15 protein-coding genes are annotated in these 14628 nt (G+C 36.1%); 11 read left to right on the top strand and 4 right to left on the bottom strand.

What is annotated here, in order from left to right; all coding sequences use genetic code 11:
- Window positions 1-12: 12 nt before the first annotated feature.
- The 3 genes from FB551_RS21760 to FB551_RS21750 are packed head-to-tail and all read left to right on the top strand — an operon-like array spanning window position 13 to window position 3347.
- Window positions 13-717: a hypothetical protein gene (locus tag FB551_RS21760; RefSeq protein ID WP_142018910.1), complete on the top strand. Its 705-nt coding sequence runs from the start codon at window positions 13-15 to the stop codon at window positions 715-717.
- Window positions 707-1258 carry an LptE family protein gene (locus tag FB551_RS21755; protein ID WP_051934227.1) on the top strand — a complete coding sequence of 184 codons (552 nt, stop codon included), beginning with the start codon at window positions 707-709 and terminating at the stop codon, window positions 1256-1258. The genes FB551_RS21760 and FB551_RS21755 overlap by 11 nt, the downstream gene beginning before the upstream one ends.
- 1 nt (window position 1259) lies before the next feature.
- Entirely contained in the window at window positions 1260-3347 is a 2088-nt protein-coding gene (locus tag FB551_RS21750; RefSeq protein WP_142018909.1) for a hypothetical protein, read from the top strand.
- A 39-nt stretch (window positions 3348-3386) separates the two neighbouring features.
- Here the strand turns inward: FB551_RS21750 and FB551_RS21745 are convergent, their stop codons facing one another.
- From FB551_RS21745 to FB551_RS21730, 4 genes are all read right to left on the bottom strand, one after another.
- Window positions 3387-3995, bottom strand: a complete 609-nt coding sequence (locus FB551_RS21745; protein ID WP_047428763.1) for a DUF4126 domain-containing protein — start codon at window positions 3993-3995, stop codon at window positions 3387-3389.
- Between the two features lie 83 nt (window positions 3996-4078).
- Entirely contained in the window at window positions 4079-4450 is a 372-nt protein-coding gene (rnpA, locus tag FB551_RS21740; protein WP_142018908.1) for a ribonuclease P protein component, read from the bottom strand.
- A 99-nt stretch (window positions 4451-4549) separates the two neighbouring features.
- Window positions 4550-5275 carry a tRNA threonylcarbamoyladenosine dehydratase gene (locus FB551_RS21735; RefSeq protein ID WP_142018907.1) on the bottom strand — a complete coding sequence of 242 codons (726 nt, stop codon included), beginning with the start codon at window positions 5273-5275 and terminating at the stop codon, window positions 4550-4552.
- The gene (locus FB551_RS21730) at window positions 5268-5894 is read right to left on the bottom strand and encodes a TatD family hydrolase (protein WP_142018906.1); all 627 of its coding nucleotides are present in this window, start codon (window positions 5892-5894) and stop codon (window positions 5268-5270) included. Before FB551_RS21730 ends, FB551_RS21735 begins: the two co-directional genes overlap by 8 nt.
- 96 nt (window positions 5895-5990) lie before the next feature.
- Between FB551_RS21730 and FB551_RS21725 the strand changes: the two genes are divergently transcribed.
- From FB551_RS21725 to FB551_RS21690, 8 genes are all read left to right on the top strand, one after another.
- Entirely contained in the window at window positions 5991-6620 is a 630-nt protein-coding gene (locus tag FB551_RS21725) for a TetR/AcrR family transcriptional regulator (RefSeq protein WP_047428771.1), read from the top strand.
- A 103-nt stretch (window positions 6621-6723) separates the two neighbouring features.
- Window positions 6724-7719, top strand: coding sequence for an outer membrane protein assembly factor BamD (locus FB551_RS21720; RefSeq protein WP_142018905.1), 996 nt, complete (start codon window positions 6724-6726; stop codon window positions 7717-7719).
- 42 nt (window positions 7720-7761) lie between these two features.
- Window positions 7762-8085, top strand: a complete 324-nt coding sequence (locus FB551_RS21715; protein WP_034681463.1) for a DNA-directed RNA polymerase subunit omega — start codon at window positions 7762-7764, stop codon at window positions 8083-8085.
- 123 nt (window positions 8086-8208) lie between these two features.
- Window positions 8209-9414: a bifunctional phosphopantothenoylcysteine decarboxylase/phosphopantothenate--cysteine ligase CoaBC gene (gene coaBC / locus FB551_RS21710; protein ID WP_142018904.1), complete on the top strand. Its 1206-nt coding sequence runs from the start codon at window positions 8209-8211 to the stop codon at window positions 9412-9414.
- 36 nt (window positions 9415-9450) lie between these two features.
- Window positions 9451-10356 carry a type IX secretion system protein PorD gene (gene porD / locus FB551_RS21705; RefSeq protein ID WP_142018903.1) on the top strand — a complete coding sequence of 302 codons (906 nt, stop codon included), beginning with the start codon at window positions 9451-9453 and terminating at the stop codon, window positions 10354-10356.
- A 354-nt stretch (window positions 10357-10710) separates the two neighbouring features.
- Complete coding sequence (locus FB551_RS21700) at window positions 10711-12360, top strand: DNA repair protein RecN (RefSeq protein ID WP_142018902.1); 1650 nt, start codon at window positions 10711-10713, stop codon at window positions 12358-12360.
- Between the two features lie 74 nt (window positions 12361-12434).
- On the top strand, window positions 12435-13901 hold the full coding sequence (locus tag FB551_RS21695) for a DUF5687 family protein (RefSeq protein WP_142018901.1): 1467 nt from the start codon (window positions 12435-12437) through the stop codon (window positions 13899-13901).
- Between the two features lie 3 nt (window positions 13902-13904).
- Entirely contained in the window at window positions 13905-14621 is a 717-nt protein-coding gene (locus FB551_RS21690; RefSeq protein ID WP_142018900.1) for an ABC transporter ATP-binding protein, read from the top strand.
- Window positions 14622-14628 lie beyond the last annotated feature (7 nt).

The raw sequence follows: 14628 nt of genomic DNA, 5'->3' as shown, positions 1-14628 counted from the left end.
ACAACATAAATAATGAAAGTCAATTTAACACCTAAGCCGATCAATTTTAAACTCGGAGAATACATTAACAAAGGAGTCGAACTTTTAAAGAAAGATTTCGGAAATATTTTCCTGGCATTTTTAGCATGCTTTGTGATGTCTATTATTCCATTCTGTGGACTGCTTGCAATGGGCAATATGTACAAATACCTTCAAAGGCTGAACAGAAGTCAGCCGGCAAGCCCGGGAGATATTTTTGATTTCAAAGATTTCATGCCTTATTTTATGCTGCAGTTAATTATTTTTGGAGGTGTTTTATTACTTTACATTCCTTTATTGGCTGTGCTGGGTATATCAGGTGCATTATCTGATAGTCATGAACCCAATCCAATGGTTGCACTTTTTGTGTTTCCATATATATTTTTATTAATAGCAGCTATATATTACTTTGTATTAAAAGGCTTTTATATCATTCCATTAATCAGTCTTAAAGGAATCAAAGAAGTGAAAGAAGCCTGGAATATTTCAAAAATAATGACCAAAGGAAATTTATTGTCAATCTTCCTTTTCTCATTGGTAGTAAGTATTTTGTCCCAGATTGGTATTGTTGCCTGCGGGATAGGAATTTTTCTTACCTTACCGTTTTTATATACAGCGAATTATTTTGCTTATGAAGATGCTATTCAACAAATTGAGTATGATGAAATTATTGAAATCGGATCTAAAAATGAACTTTAAAATTAACAATATCAGCCTGAAACAATCACTGTTAACGGGAATGCTTTTTGCGTTGCTGGGAGTTTTAAATTCATGTTACAGTTTTACGGGATCGTCTCTTACAGACGAGAAAACAGTTCAGATCAATGAATTTCCCAATAATGCACCTCTTGTAAACCCGGCATTATCCCAACAGTTTTCTACAGCAATACAAAACAGATTCCTTCAGAGAACCACTTTGAAAGGAACAAAAGAAAATCCGGATATCCTGATAGAAGGTGAAATTACAGACTATTCCATTACCCCTACCACAATCAGTTCCAATACCCAGACAAACCCTTCTGGTGGAGTGATTCAGCAGGCACAGAATAAACTTACGATTACCGTAAAGGTACATTATGAAAACAAAATTCATCCGGATGCAAGTTTTGACAGAACATACTCTGATGAAGCGGCTTTCAACAGTGATGTATCTCTAAGCCAGATCGAAGACCAGCAGGTAAAACTGGTAACAGATAGAATTATTAACAAGATATTTAACGACATTGTAGCGAATTGGTAAGATGAATCCGAGAGTTTTAGAATTAATAAAAAATCCGAAAAATATTCAGTCCGAAGACCTTGGTCTTTTGAAAGAAGAGATTCACACTTTTCCTTATATTCAGAATATCAGGGCACTTCACCTGTATGGGGTGCATCTGTATGAAAAAGAAAATTATCAGAAAGAGCTTTCCACTACGGCAGCATATACTACTGATAAAAAGATTCTATATCAGCTGATCAATGGAAAGATCAGACAGGAGGCTAAACCTGAAATTGTTGAAGAGAAAAAGCTTTCTAAAACAATTGAAAAACCTTCTCAATTTACACCAAAGGCGAAACCCTTTCCTATCAAAAGAGAAGAGGACGTTTCTTTGGAAAAGCCACTAGAGGAAAAAGAGAATACTTGTGTTTTACCGACTTTGCAAGACGTTAAGCACATTTACATAAATGGTGAGCGAAACAGAATTTTATTTGAAGGAGAAGAAAACTTCCTGGATGAGGAAAATTCTGAGACGATAGATATTGAATCTACCCTTGAATCGGGAACTCTGGTAACCCAGAAGGCTGAGCCTGTAGTTGAAGGACCGGATCAGGAGAAAGTAGAGCCTGTGCAGGTTGAAGCTGAGGAAAATGGTGGAGAGGAATTTACACCGGAAACCATCATTCACGAAGAACAGATTTCTTCCGAAAAAGAAGAAGAAAAGGTTGAAGAAGAAGAAAATATCAGTTTTCACGAAATAGCACCCTTAGTACCGGAAGTTAATATTGAAGAAGAGTCTGTAAAAGCAGAATCAGCAGCTCACGAAACTGAAATTGTTGCTGAGCAAGAGCCTGTTGAACAAGTGGAAATACAGGCTGAAGAAGAACAGGAAGCTGGAGAAAATTTTACACCGGAAATGATTGTCAACGAAGATCAGATTTCTGTTGTAAAAGAAAGAAGTAATGAAGAAGTGCCTTCAGTGGAATTATCTGATGCTGAAGTAAGCTTCCATGGAACAGATTCATTTATGCCGGACGTTAAGATCCAGGCCAACAACGAGGAAATAGCGGAGACCGTTGAAATTTCCAAACCGAATGTGAACAAACACGAGGAGGAAATGAGACGCCTGATTGAAGAGGTTGAGAAAAAAATGAAAGAAGCTAAGCCTGTTCCACAAGAAGAAGCAATAGAGCCTGAAATAGCTGAAGATCATGAAATTAGCTTCGCGGAAACCCAGAATTTTCATTTTTGGTCCACCAGTGAAGACAAGCCTGCAGAAATCAAAGAAGAGCCGCTGCAGAAAGAAGCTGTTGAGAATCAATTACCTGTAGAAGAAGCTAATTCTGAAGTTGCAGAAGAAAAAATAGAAGAAACTCCTGAAGTGCAATCTGCATGGAAACCAATGAGTGTGGAATCCAATATGCCGGATTCTTTAATCAGTAAGCCGGAACAGGTATCAACTCCTGAAATAAAAACGCCGGCAGTGGAAGTAACTCCTGTTACAGATGAAGGTATTATTGAAGAGACACAATCTCCCGAAGCTGTTCAGGAAGAAGTTTTACCAATAGCGGAAACTTCTGAAGCTAAAGAAGATAATGCTGCTCCAATGGAATCAACTGGAGAAGAAAAAACAGGAACTTTAAAAGAAGATGTTCCTGTGATGAATGTTTCATTCTTCGGGGCCGATATTTCTACCCTTAAGGTTGAAGAAAAGAAAGAAGAACCTGTAGACAAAGTGCAGGAGGTTACTATGAAAAATACGACTCAATCATCATTAGACAGCAACGTTCCTGGTTTTATCAATACGTGGCAGAGCTGGCTTAAGATTGACAGAACAGAAGAGATTGAAAAGGAAAAATCAGAAATCAAAGAAAAAGCTATTGAGAATTTCATTGAGAACAATCCTAGAATCAGTCAGTTAAAAGAAGAAAGTACCTATGTTGTAAAAGAAAAGAATGATGATATCTCGCATTTGATGACGGAGACATTGGCTAACCTTTATTTTGAGCAGAAACTATATACAAAGGCAATAAAAGCGTTTGAAATATTAATCAAAAAGAGTCCTGAGAAAAAAGAATATTTTGAATCCAGAATTCAGGATATTAAGGACTTCAGAAGTAAAAATTAAAATAAAAGGTACTGCTTATAACAGTACCTTTTTTTTGTTTTATAACTTTTGAGAATTGCTTTTACTGCTTCTTAATTTTTTCCAGGCCTTTCGCCCAAATACAATAACAACAATTAAGGTAATGATGGCAAATATTGCGGCCAATACCGGAGCTGCCATCGCAAGGATAGACATAATACCCGCGCCCGCTGTCTCCGTTGTTCCTACCATGGAATTTCCCAAACCTCCTGTAGTCGCTGTAGATGCAGCCCTTATTCCTGCAAATCCGGAACTGATAGTAGCTGCTGTTCCTCCACCGGCAATTAAGGCCAGTGCCCATTGTGGAAAAGTCCCAAGTTCAGCAAACTGACTGGCAAATAATATGGAGCCTGCCACTGTTGCCATGGGAATAGAAACAGTATCCAGTAAATGATCGACAAAAGGGATGTAATAAGCCAATATCTCAATAATAGTGGCTATTCCTGTTGTAATAAGCGTAGGGAGACCCGCAAGCCATTCAAAATGCTCATTCATCGGAATCCAGTTAAAATAAGAAGCAAGGCTTACAACAAACATGGGAAGGAATACCCGGAAGCCTGTAGCTGCCGCCAATCCAATACCGATAAATGCACTGATTATATAGGAAAAATAGGGAACATTCTCTAACATATTAATTTTCAGATTTATTGTTTTCCCTAAAAGTACAAAAACTATGCGAAGATTCATATGAAACTTCATTCCATATAAAAAGTTTACTTTTTCTGTGCTTCACAAAGCTTGATAAACTGCGCCTCCACGTCCTGGAATTTCGGAGGCATCTCAGAAGAAACCCAAAACAGCATTGCCATCGTTTTTTCTCCGAAGGCTTGTTTGAAAAGATCTTTATTCAGGCGATAGCATTCTCTCAGTAATCTTTTGATGCGATTCCTGTGCACCGCTCTTTTAAAGTATCTTTTAGAAACGGAAACTCCAAATCTTGCAGCTTCTACAGGAAGGTTGGGTTTATCCTTTAGAATAATAATTCTCAGATTTCCACTCGTTCTCCATTTGCCTTTTTCAAAAAGCAAACTGATCTCCGTGTTTTTTTTGAGCTTTTCTGCTCTGGGATATTTGGAATTTGTCATTTACGGAGTGTAAATATAGTTTTTATTTTTCTCTTGCTGATTTCACAGACTAATACATAAAATCGTTTTGTAAAATCTGTAAAATAGCTGGAAAATATTTTAATCCTGATTTAATAAATAATTAATCACTTCTGAAGCAGTATACAACCCGAAAATTGCTGGCATATAGCTTATTGTTCCGTAAAAAGATCTTTTATAATTAGTTCCGTCCGTCATTTTTAAACTTTCTTCATCCTGAATATCATTAGCAAAAACACAACGGACTCCTTTGTCTATTTTTACCTTTTTCAGCCTTTTTCTTACTTGTCTTGCCAGGTGGCAGTGTTCCGTTTTGCTGATGTCCCTTACCATTACCTTGCTTGGGTCGGTTTTTCCGCCGGCACCCATTGAACTTACGATTTTTATCCTTCTTCTTTTGGCTGCGATAATCAGACAGAGTTTTGGAGTAACGCTGTCTATACAGTCCAACACATAATCAAATTTTGCAGAATCCAGAACTTCATCCATTCTTTCAGGATTTAGAAACTCATTGATTGTGGTTAAATTAAGATCAGGATTAATATCTAAAAGTCTTTCGGCTACAACTTCTACTTTATGTTTTCCTACAGTAGAACGTAAGGCAGGTAACTGTCTGTTGATATTCGTAATATCTACTGTATCACCATCCACAATCGTCATATTTCCTACACCGGCTCTTGCCAGAAATTCAGCAGCAAAAGAACCGACACCGCCTAATCCAACAACCAAAACAGTGGCCTTATTTAATTTTTCCAAACCTTCTTCTTTTACCAGAAGTTCCGTTCTTTCCAACCAGTACTTATCCATTTTTTATTGTCTCTAAATTTTCTAAAATTTGTTCATTGAGCTGTTCCAAAGAAATACCTTTTATTTCTGAAACCTTACCATACAATTCTTCAATGTTAAAATCTTCATTGTCAGTTTCTAAAAAGAATTTGTCTAAGGGAGTGTTTTTTAAAATATCCTGCAAAGATAAATTATACAAAACAGCTTTTCCAAAACTCAGGTAAAAATTATTAGCAAGAAGGTCTTCTGCAATTTGATGCTTTTTATTAAAACCATGAATAATCATGGGCTGTTCCGCCTTCTTTTTAAAAGAAATGACTTCATAAAATTTTCTGACACAATGAATAATCATCGGTTTTCTGACTTCGTTAGCCATCCTGATCTGTCTTAAGAAAACTTCTTCCTGGATTTTCTGATCTATAGAAACCAAAGAATCTAAACCACATTCACCAATAGCAAAACAGTTTTGAAACATCATGCCTTTCATCCATAAAAACTGCTGTTCGAGATTATTAACATCAATATCCTGGGGATGAATTCCTATAGAATAAGGAAAGTCGGGCGGAATTTGTCCACTGTTCAGATTGTAAATTCCGTTTCTGATATATTTCTTATGATGATGAAAATCAAAAAAGTCCATAGTCAAAAGTAAGTATTTTCAGAATTAATTTAAAATTATTAAACGATCGTTTATAAATGTGTTAAAAATTTCTTAACTTTACTCAAAGTACACTTCATGAAAAAAAAATTTACAGAAAAACAGATTCACATACTGGATATTGCAGAAGAGCTGATTGCAAAAAAAGGATACGAGGGAACTTCTGTAAGAGATATTTGTTCTAAAGCAAATATCAATGTCGCCATGATCTCTTATTATTTCGGTTCTAAAGAGAAAATGATGTCTTATCTCTATCAGTACAGGGTACTGAAAACCAGAGAGAATTTTTCAGAATTTGCAGATACAATCAAGGATGGTAAACCTGAAATGCAATTACGGGAAATGATTAAATATATCGTTTCTCAGCTTTTCAAGTATAATTATTTCCATGGTTTTGTGACCCAGGAGCTTCGTCATACAGAAAATCTGAAAGATGAACTGCTGGATTTCTATCAGCTATTTGTGAAAAAACTGGACGAAGTCATTAAAAAAGGTGTCGCATCAGGAGTTTTTACTTTTACACCCAAACCTGAAGACATTCTTACCATGATTATCGGCTCCACTTTATTTGTCATCAGGAATAAAAATTTCTATGAGCTCTATGTTCCGAGCAAAAATGAGGAAACCTATGCAAAAGAAGCGGAGAAAAAGGTGAGAATGAATCTTTTATTAAGTGTTTTTGCGATTTTGGGATACGCTGCAGACTAAAATTACGTTAAATATTCATAAAAAAAAATCTATTGGCAAAAAAGTTATATTTTTGCAAATTAGTAAATCGGCTGTATAATCCGAAAACTGTTGAATTTTATATATGAAAAAATATATTTTAGGTCTTTTTGCTGTAGCGGTGATTACATCTTGCGTAAGCCAGCAGGAAAGAGCAATGAGAAGTGCTGATAAAGAATTTATCTTAAAGGCTGCTAATGATAATTTTGCTAAGAAAAAGTGGAAAAATGCATTGGCGCTTTATGACAGACTTGCCAATCTTGTGGCAGGAACAGATGATTTTCCTAACGTAGGTTTCAATACAGCTTATGCCAACTATTATGACAAAAGTTATAAGCTGGCAGGTCACCAGTTTAAAAATTTCGCAGTAAGTTTCCCTAAAGATCCGAGAGCAGAAGAAGCAGCATACATGTCTGCATTATGCTACTATGAAGGGTCTATGGATTATAACCTGGATCAGTCAAGTACAGAATTGGCGATCAATGAACTTCAGGACTTCCTGAACAATTATCCTAACTCTGAAAGATCTAAAAATATCAGCCAGTTAATTGATGAGTTGTCTTATAAGCTGGAATTTAAAGCATATGAAAACGGAAGACAATACTACAAAATGGGTGAGTATAAAGCAGCCAATGTAGCATTTGAAAATGTTTTGGAAGATTTTCCAAGTACAAAACTTCGTTCAAAAATTTATGACTATATCATGAAATCACGTTATGAACTGGCGATGAAATCTGTATATAATCTTAAAGATGAGCGTATTGAAAGTGCTCTTACTTATACAAAACTGGTAGAAAAAGAACTGCCTAACACGGAATATTCTAAAACAGCAGCTGATCTTAGAGAAAAACTGGAAAAGGAAAAACAGAATTTCGTAGGGGTGAAAAAACAAGCGGAGGCCAAAATTGCGGCTTTGACTGCCAAACAGAAAAAAGAAGCTGAAAAACTGGCAGATAAAGATAAAACAGAACAGCAAATTAAAGATCAGATCAGTAATGAAAAGAAAGCAATGCAGTTACAGAGGGACAGTGCAGCACTTAAGACCCCTCCTCCTGCAGCGACTTTCAAAATTCAAAGATAATTCGTAAATTTGCCATCTTAAAATAAAAATAATTTTCTCAAAATGAGTGTAAAAGATACAAAAGCAGAAGTAAATACTATTACTTACGACAAAGATAAGATTGAAGATAAAGTAGGTTCAATCTATGAAGCTATTGTTATCATGGGAAAGAGAGCAGAGCAGATCAATGCGGAGATCCGTACGGAACTTCACAACAAATTGGATGAATTTGCCGTTCACAATTCTACATTAGAAGAGGTTTTCGAAAACAGAGAGCAAATTGAGATCTCTAAACATTACGAAAAGCTTCCAAAGCCAACTTCAATTGCTATTGAAGAATGGTTAAACGAAGATGTTTATTTCAGAAAAACAGAAGAGAGAAAGTAATCTTCTGTATTTTAATAAATCAAGGTCATAAAAGAATTCACTTCTTTTATGACCTTTGTTGTTTTAAACCCTCATTGTGTGGGAAAAAATAAGTACTTTAGTATTTCAAAAAATTAGAACTCAATGAGTGTTTCCGGTAAAAAGATACTTATCGCGGTCTCTGGAGGAATCGCAGCTTACAAAATCCATTTTCTGATCAGAGACTTTGTGAAGAAAGGTGCCGAGGTACAGGTTATTATGACGCCTGATGCAGAAAATTTTGTAACGAAACTAAGCCTGTCTACATTATCCAAAAAACCGGTGTATTCGGATTTTTATAGTGATAACGGAACATGGAACAGTCATGTGGAAATGGCTCTGTGGGCAGATGTTATGATCGTTGCCCCATGTACAGCCAATACACTGTCTAAAATGGTTCACGGAATGTGTGATAACCTCATTATTGCCACCTATATGTCTGCCAAATGTCCGGTATTTATTGCGCCTGCAATGGATCTTGATATGTATGCACACCCTTCTACAACAAAGAATCTGGAGCTTGCAGAAAGCTTTGGACATATTATCGTTCCTGCAGAAAACGGAGAGTTGGCCAGCGGACTGATCGGACAGGGAAGAATGGCAGAGCCGGCAACAATTTTTAATGCTGTTGAAAAGTACTTTAAGTCAGATATCCAATCCCGAAGCCTTGAAGGAAAAACGGTTTTAATTACTGCCGGGCCTACCTATGAAGCGATAGATCCGGTAAGATTCATCGGAAATCATTCATCAGGAAAAATGGGATTCTCTCTCGCAGAAGAAGCTTCAAAAAGAGGAGCAAAAGTAATTCTGATTTCAGGGCCTAGTTTTCAAACCATTAATGATCCGAATGTTGAGCTTCATAAAGTAACTTCAGCCAAAGAAATGCTGGCCAAAGTATTTGAATTTTACGACAGAATAGACATTGGAATTGCCAGCGCAGCAGTAGCAGATTATGCTCCAAAGGACGTAGCTAAGGAAAAAATCAAAAAAAATGATGAAAACCTGACTATTGAATTGGTTAAAAACCCAGACATCCTTAAAACAATGGGCGAAAAGAAAACCCACCAGTTTTTGGTAGGATTTGCGCTGGAAACTCAAAATGAAGAAGAAAATGCCAGAGGAAAACTGGAAAAGAAAAACCTGGATATGATCGTTCTCAATTCCTTGCGTGACGAAGGAGCCGGTTTTAAAAATGATACCAATAAAATCAAGATATTTACCAAAACAGGGAAGAAGGAATTCAATCTGAAATCCAAGGATGAAGTAGCAAAAGATATTCTCAATTTTGTTGAGGCTCAACTTTTAAAATAATTTTAATAAATTTCCGTTCTCAATTTTTAATAGACAATGAAAAAAATTATAAGTTTATTTTTTCTGTTATTTCTATACACCCAAAGTTTTTCTCAGGAGCTGCTGTCAACGGTACAGGTCAATTCCAATCAGCTGGGAGGAAGTAACCAGCAGGCCTATAAAGCATTGGAGAAAAGTCTCAGGGATTTTATTAATAATACAAGCTGGACAGGTAAAAAGCTTCAGAATTTTGAAAAAATAAAATGTGCTTTTTCCATTGTTATTTCTGAAAGGGACGTGAACAAATTCAAAGGAACTATTGTTATTCAGGCAGTAAGACCTGTTTATAATACCACCTATGAATCTCCTTTACTGAACCTTCAGGATCAGAGATTTGCTTTTGAATATATTGAAAATGAGAGTCTTATTTTTAATGAAAGACAGTTTTCCGGAAAGAATCTCACAGATGTGATCAGTTTCTATATCTATGTTATTCTGGGTCTGGATGCAGATAGCTTCCAGTCTATGGGAGGATCACAATGGTACGCAAAAGCACAGCAGATTGCACAGAATTCCCAAAACAGAAACTATGAGGGCTGGAATACCATCAATGAGCCAAGAAGCCGTTCTATTCTGATCAACGAAATTATGAACCCTAATTGGGCGCAGCTACGTTCCACTATCTATACTTACCACAGAGCTGGATTAGATAACCTTTTCAACCAGGATCAGACTGCCGGGAAAAAAGTTATTTTTGATGCACTGATGCAATTAAAAATGTACGAAAACAACTTCCAGCAGGCGTTCTTCTTTAATCTGTTCATGGACACCAAAAGCGATGAAATTTTCAATATCTTCAATTCCGGAAATAATGGAGGACTGATTCTTAATGATCTAAAACAAACAATGATCATCCTTTCACCGAAGAATATAGAGAATAAGTGGAATAAATGGAAAGTCTAAAAATTGGTGGATAAGTTGAGAGATGGCCGCTTGATTATTAAAAAGTCATTAAAAAATATTTTGTTCCTTCACAAAAAAACCATTACTGTCCGGTATTCATACATTGATAATATCAATATTTATGGTATGAATTAACAGGTCGCTCCTACGGAGCTATAATTTTAAAACAAATACGTCCTATTAACAGTTAGCTCCCACAGGAGCTGGATTTGATCCCATTGAGATCCGTTGTTAGCAGAAAAATAAAGTCTCGGAGGAGCGATCTGTTAATTATGCTTTAATTAATCGGACAGGAATGAAAAAAAACTTATTTTTACAGTTCAAACTCAAATTGGATTATAACCCGGATTATCAATGCTTTCGAGAATTTACATTAAAAACTTTGCCCTGATTGATACCCTTGAAGTATCATTGAAAAATGGTTTACAGGTCATTACCGGAGAAACGGGGGCAGGTAAATCTATTATTCTAGGTGCTCTCCGGCTTATTTTAGGTGAAAGAGCAGATGTAAAATCAATTGCCAAAGCTGAAGAAAAAAGTGTGGTGGAAACCGAGTTTTCTCTCAATAATCAGTTTAAGAAATTCTTTATTGAAAACGATCTGGACTATGAGCTTCAGACGATTATCCGAAGAGAAATACTGCCCTCAGGAAAATCCCGTGCATTCATTAATGATGTACCGGTAACGTTGGATATTCTTAGAGAACTTTCCTCACAGCTGATCGATATCCATTCCCAGTTTGAAACATCCAATCTTTTTACCTCAGAATATCAGTTTAAAATTATTGACGGACTTTCTGATAATAAAAAAATTATTGAAGAGTATCAACAGGAGTTTTCTGAATTTCAAACGCTGAAGTTGTTGTTGAAAAAGCTGAAAACCCAACTTTCGGAATCTAATAAAGAAAGCGATTATAAAGAATTTTTACTCAACGAATTGGAAGAGCTCAAGCTTGACGATGTTGATTTTGAAGATGTTCAGAATCAGCTTTCTATTCAGGAAAATGCAGGAATGATCTCCGAAAATGTAGGACAGATTTTATCAAGGTTTCATCAGGAGGAAATAGGAATTCTGTCATTCTTTAATGAAGCAACCAGTAAACTTTCAAAGATTTCCGAAGTTTCTACCAGTTTCGCTGAACTTCATTCAAGACTGGAAACCTCATTTGTAGAACTTAAAGATATCATTTCCGAACTTGAACATGAAGCGGAAAGAGTGGAAATCAATCCTGAAAACCTGATATACCTTACCGATCTTAATAATAAAATCAACGCTTTATTTCTTAAACATAATGTTTCAGACCTTAATGAACTCATTGAGATCAGAAATCAGCTGGCAGGAGACCAGAAAGGAGCCTCAGACCTGGAAATACAGATTGAAGAAACTGAGAAAAATATTTCTCAAAAAGAAAAAACACTGCAGAGCCTTGCTGCAAAACTTTCAAAGAACAGACACAAGAATGTTCCTGTTTTCATTAAAAAAGCAGAAAGTCTTCTCAAGAAATTAGGACTCGAAAAAGCAAAAGTGGATATAGAATTAGAGGATGCTGATGAATTTAATCAGTTTGGAAAAGAAAGTATTCAATTACTGTTTCAGGCCAACTCCGGCTTTCCTTTAAAGCCAATTCAAACGGCTATTTCAGGAGGAGAAAGATCAAGGGTTATGCTTGCGGTAAAGAAAATCATTGCAGAAAGTGATGAACTGCCAACTTTGATTCTTGACGAAATAGATACCGGTGTTTCAGGGAAAGTAGCTGAAGAAATCGGAAACCTGATGAGAGAAATGTCTGAAGACATGCAGTTAATTGTTATTTCCCACCTTGCACAGGTTGCTGCTAAAGGAAACGACAATTATAAAGTAGTAAAACAAGATATTTCCGGAAGAACACAATCTACCATCATTCCTTTGACTAATGAGGAAAAACTGAACGAAATTGCCCAGTTACTATCCGGAAGTAAAATTACGGAAGCTGCTTTAGCACAGGCAAAAGAGCTTATTGGATAATAGAATAAATCCACTTTTTCTTAAAAATTTGTAACATATTTTACTTTATATTTACTAATGTAAAAAACTAAAATATGTTTCTAAAGTTCCTTAAGCTTGAAATCAAAAGCTTTTTTCGTGGTACATCTTTAGGGATCAATCTGACCATGAAAATCCTCCGTTTTATTGCAATACTTTATTTCGTGGGCTGTCTTGTAGGTGGAGCTTTTATTGCTTTCTTCTACTTGCAGGAGGAGATGCATCAGAATCCTGTAAAGCTGGTTTCAAAATTCATGATCGTTGCCTGGATTATTGATCTTGTTCTCAAATATCTATGGCAGGAAATTCCTACGCAGAATATCAAACCCTTCCTTACGATGAATATCCGGAAGAATACACTAGTCAATTATATGCTGGCTAAAACTTTTCTTTCGGCATTCAGCTGGCTGAGTTCCTTATTCTTTATTACCTTTTCACTGATTGCCGTATTCAATGGATATAGTATTTTGGGAATTTTGTTATGGCTTACAGGAGTGATTTCATTGTTGTATCTGAATAATTTTATCAACATTTTCTTCAACGGTAAAGAAACCCTGGCAGTGGTTACAGGAATATGCTTTCTTGGTATAGGAGCTTTGGCTTATTACAATATTGTTCCTGTTTTGTCATATTCCGAGTCGGTTTTCTTTAGTTTCTATGAAAAGCCCTATTTCGTACTGATACCTGTAGCTTTGTTCATAATACTGTGGTGGGTCTGTTTCCGTTACCTTCGTAACGAGTTTTACCTGGATCAGGGACTTGAAGCGAAGAAAACGGTTGGGAAAACAGAAAACATTGCCTTCCTGAATAAATATGGCGTTATCGGGACATTTATCAATAATGATATTAAAATGTTGAGACGTAATAAAGTACCCAAGGGAATTTTGCTGGGCAGCTTTATGTTTCTGTTCTACGGATTGCTGATGTTTACTTCCTCAATGTACAAAACACCGGCAATGATGATGGTTATGGGACTTTTTGTAACAGGAGGCTTTCAGTTTCTTTTTGGACAGAGAGTTCCCGCTTTTGACAGTTCCTACTATCCATTGATGATGACCCTGAATGTTCCCTATAAAGAATATTTAAAAGCGAAATGGTGGCTGATGAATATTGTGACAGGAATTTCCATCATTATAGCCCTGTGTTATGCCTATTTCGGGTGGGAAGTATACGTTACATTTTTTGCAGCAGGATTATATAATATAGGGGTGAATTCTCAATTTACCTTGTGGTCCGGAGCTTTCAATAAAACGCAGATTGACCTGAATTCAAAAGAGAAAAGATTGGGACAGAAAGGAAGCTTCAATATGATCGCTATACTTCTGCTGATTCCTAAAATGCTTCTCCCGATGGGTGTTTTTGCCTTAACAAAATATTTGTGGGGAATTACCGGAGGAGTAGTCAGTATTGCCATTATCGGGATTGTAGGATTTTTCCTGAGAGAGAAAATCTTCGATATTATCGTAAAACTTTACAAGAAAGAAAAATACAGCACACTGGATGCATTTAAAAATATAAGTTAAGCCATGATCAATATACAAAATTTATCTAAAACATACGGAAAAGCAACGGTTCTTAATATCGAACATCTTGAAATTCCCAACGGGGAAACATTTGGCCTCGTAGGAAATAACGGAGCCGGAAAAACAACTCTTTTCAGCCTGATGCTTGATTTAATTCAGGCTACTACAGGATCTGTAAGCATCGACGGAATTAAAGTCAATGAATCTGAAGCCTGGAAAAATAAGGTTTCAGCCTTTGTAGACGACACATTTCTTATTGGCTATCTTACTCCAGAAGAATATTTTTATTTCATTGGAGAGTTGAGAGGGCAGAACAAAGCATCAGTAGATGAATTCCTGAAGCCTTTTCATGATTTTTTCAATGGAGAAATCCTTAAGTCGGGGAAATATGTCCGCGATCTTTCAAAAGGGAATCAGAAAAAGGTAGGAATTGTAGGCGCTATTATTGGAAACCCTGAGATTATTATTTTGGATGAACCTTTTGCGAATCTCGATCCATCCACACAGATTAAACTTAAAAACCTGATCAAGGAATTATCAAAACAGGATGGTGTTACTTTCCTTATTTCAAGCCATGATCTTTCCCACACCACGGAAGTATGTAACAGAATTGTTGTTGTGAACAAAGGTCTTTTGGTAAAAGATATTCAGACCAACCCTGAAACATTGAAAGATCTGGAACAATATTTTGCAGATCAGATTTCAGTTTCGGATATTTAATACCACA

The sequence above is a fragment of the Chryseobacterium aquifrigidense genome (genome assembly GCF_006716485.1).
Lineage (GTDB): Bacteria > Bacteroidota > Bacteroidia > Flavobacteriales > Weeksellaceae > Chryseobacterium > Chryseobacterium vietnamense.
This window is presented reverse-complemented; position numbering and strand designations above follow the sequence as displayed.

What these genes read in the sequence shown, in the direction of transcription:
- FB551_RS21760 (WP_142018910.1), top strand. Translation starts at nt 13, where the DNA reads ATGAAAGTCAATTTAACACCTAAGCCGATCAATTTTAAACTCGGAGAA.
- FB551_RS21755 (WP_051934227.1), top strand. Translation starts at nt 707, where the DNA reads ATGAACTTTAAAATTAACAATATCAGCCTGAAACAATCACTGTTAACG.
- FB551_RS21750 (WP_142018909.1), top strand. Translation starts at nt 1,260, where the DNA reads ATGAATCCGAGAGTTTTAGAATTAATAAAAAATCCGAAAAATATTCAG.
- FB551_RS21745 (WP_047428763.1), bottom strand. Translation starts at nt 3,995, where the DNA reads ATGTTAGAGAATGTTCCCTATTTTTCCTATATAATCAGTGCATTTATC.
- rnpA (WP_142018908.1), bottom strand. Translation starts at nt 4,450, where the DNA reads ATGACAAATTCCAAATATCCCAGAGCAGAAAAGCTCAAAAAAAACACG.
- FB551_RS21735 (WP_142018907.1), bottom strand. Translation starts at nt 5,275, where the DNA reads ATGGATAAGTACTGGTTGGAAAGAACGGAACTTCTGGTAAAAGAAGAA.
- FB551_RS21730 (WP_142018906.1), bottom strand. Translation starts at nt 5,894, where the DNA reads ATGGACTTTTTTGATTTTCATCATCATAAGAAATATATCAGAAACGGA.
- FB551_RS21725 (WP_047428771.1), top strand. Translation starts at nt 5,991, where the DNA reads ATGAAAAAAAAATTTACAGAAAAACAGATTCACATACTGGATATTGCA.
- FB551_RS21720 (WP_142018905.1), top strand. Translation starts at nt 6,724, where the DNA reads ATGAAAAAATATATTTTAGGTCTTTTTGCTGTAGCGGTGATTACATCT.
- FB551_RS21715 (WP_034681463.1), top strand. Translation starts at nt 7,762, where the DNA reads ATGAGTGTAAAAGATACAAAAGCAGAAGTAAATACTATTACTTACGAC.
- coaBC (WP_142018904.1), top strand. Translation starts at nt 8,209, where the DNA reads ATGAGTGTTTCCGGTAAAAAGATACTTATCGCGGTCTCTGGAGGAATC.
- porD (WP_142018903.1), top strand. Translation starts at nt 9,451, where the DNA reads ATGAAAAAAATTATAAGTTTATTTTTTCTGTTATTTCTATACACCCAA.
- FB551_RS21700 (WP_142018902.1), top strand. Translation starts at nt 10,711, where the DNA reads ATGCTTTCGAGAATTTACATTAAAAACTTTGCCCTGATTGATACCCTT.
- FB551_RS21695 (WP_142018901.1), top strand. Translation starts at nt 12,435, where the DNA reads ATGTTTCTAAAGTTCCTTAAGCTTGAAATCAAAAGCTTTTTTCGTGGT.
- FB551_RS21690 (WP_142018900.1), top strand. Translation starts at nt 13,905, where the DNA reads ATGATCAATATACAAAATTTATCTAAAACATACGGAAAAGCAACGGTT.